Genomic DNA, 2,281 nt, shown 5'->3' on the forward strand with positions numbered 1-2,281 from the left:
GCGATTCCTTGCCGGCAGCTTGAAGGTGTTCAAGCGTTTCTTCCAATCGCTGCGACACGGAGCGGTTCGTCGTGGCGGACGTCTGGTTCGCGATCTGATCGAAGCGCGACGCGAAGAACGCAACAAGTGGGGTGACACCAATTATCTGTTGACGCCGAATTTGAAGAAATCACGCGGCGGGTTGCGCGACATCCAAATGATTCGCTGGATCGGCTTCGCCAGGTACGGCGAAGTGGATTTGGAACGGCTGTTGAAACTCGGGACGCTGACCGATGAAGACTACCGCATGCTGCGGCGGGCCTATGACTTTCTGATCCGGTTGCGGAACGAATTGCATTTTCGTGAAGGCCGGGCGCAGGACGTGCTGGATCGGACGACGCAAGTGGTGATCGCCAATGCGTGGGGTTACAAGGGGCGTGAAGGGGTGCTGCCGGTCGAAGCGTTCATGCAGCAGTACTTTGATGTCACGCGGGATGTCCGCTATGCCGCCCGATTCTTTGCCGATGACAACCGCAGCCGTCCGCTGATCGGTCAGATCATCGAACGGATTCGGGCCAAGCGAATCGGGGCCGACGTACTGATGGGGCCGACGCACATCTGGGTCGAGGCGTCTCAGTTGCGAGAGTTCGCCTTGAGTCTGCCGCGGATCTTGCGTTTCATGAGTTTGGCCAATCACAACAATCGGCGGATCGGGCACCACACCTGGCAAACGATTCGCAAGGCCATGCAGGAACGTCAACCGGCAGCTCCGGACGCCGAATCGATCGGCGCCTTCCTGTCGCTGCTCAGTCGCGGCGGGCGGTTGGCGCCGTTGCTGCAGCGATTGCACGAGTTGCGAATCCTGGATCAGTTGATCCCGGAGTTCAAGCGAACACGCGGGTTGTTGCAATTCAACGCCTATCACAAGTACACCGTCGATGCGCATTGCATTCGCGCCGTCGAAGCGGCGACCGATTTTGCCGATGACCCGACCGCGATGGGCCGCCGCTATCGACGATTGAAAGACAAAACGCTGTTGCACCTGGCGCTGCTGATTCACGACATCGGAAAAGGATACGAAGAAGACCATTCCGTCGTCGGTGCGAGGATCGCTCGAAAGACCGGCGAGCGATTGGATTTGGACGCCAGCAGCATCGAGATTCTGGAATGGCTGGTCCTCAAGCACTTGGCGGTCAACACGGTCGCATTCCGACACGATTTAAACGATCCCGAAATTGTCATCTCCTTCGCCAAGGAAGTCGGTTCGATCCGTCGACTGGAACTGCTGATCATCCATGCGGTCGCCGATCTGGCGGCCGTCGGTCCGGGTGTCTTGACCGATTGGAAGATGAAGCTGATCGAGGATCTCTATTTGCGCACCCGGCGGTATTTCGAGACCGGTGATCTGGACGCCGATCAAGAGGAGATGACCGACGAGATTCGGCACCAGGTCCGCGAGTACTTGGGAGACGAGCGTTCCGCCGCGACCAGTTTAGCGTTGCTCAAGCAGATCCCGTTGTCGATGCTGCGTCGGGAAAAGCCCGAGGATCTGGCGACACAGCTGATTCACGTCGCCGCGGCCTTGGATGCGGGCGAACGGACACTTTGCTTCGCCCAGTACGATCCGATCGCCTCGGCGATGCGGTACGTCGTCATCTTTCACCAGGACGACACTCGCGTCGGCATCTTTGCCAGGGTCGCGGGCGCATTCATGTCCTGCGGGATCGGGATCCTCCGCGCTGAAATCGTGACGTTGGAGAATATCGTCTGGGATGAGTTCTGGGTCGACGATCCCGAGTACCCCGATCAGCCTCCGCCCAAACGGATCCAGACGGTGTCCTCGCGCGTGAAACAGTTGCTCGATTCGCCGGAAAAACCAATGCCGCCACGCAAGCGGAAGTGGTCGGTCGGCAAGAAAGATGATTCAAAGACGGTCAACGTGCTGCCGACCAAAGTCGACCTGGATAACGAGACCTTGGATCGGTTCACCATCTTGTCGCTGTTCGCCTATGACCAATCCGGTTTACTCTATCGCGTCGCCTCGGCGCTTTCGGGCCTGAATCTGGTGTTGCACTTCGCCAAGATCGATACGCACTTGGATCAGGTCGCCGATGTGTTCTATTTGACCGAAGCCGATGGCCATCAAGTGGATAACAAAGAGCGTCAAGCCGAAGTGCGGGCGGCCGTGCTCGCGGTGATCTCACCGGATGAAAACGATTCACCGGAACAGTGAAGGTGCAGTCGATTCGGCGGTTGACCAGGTGGGCAACGCTGTGAAGCATTGATTCCCTGCGTTTGACGA

1 protein-coding gene is annotated in these 2,281 nt (G+C 58.3%); it reads left to right on the forward strand.

Annotated features, from left to right (window positions below):
- A partial coding sequence (locus ABX749_RS30105; protein ID WP_372899288.1) for an HD domain-containing protein occupies nt 1-2,212 on the forward strand: 2,212 nt, incomplete at its 5' end.
- Nucleotides 2,213-2,281 lie beyond the last annotated feature (69 nt).

It is taken from the genome of Stieleria sp., assembly GCF_041595215.1.
In the GTDB taxonomy this organism is placed as follows: domain Bacteria; phylum Planctomycetota; class Planctomycetia; order Pirellulales; family Pirellulaceae; genus Stieleria; species Stieleria magnilauensis.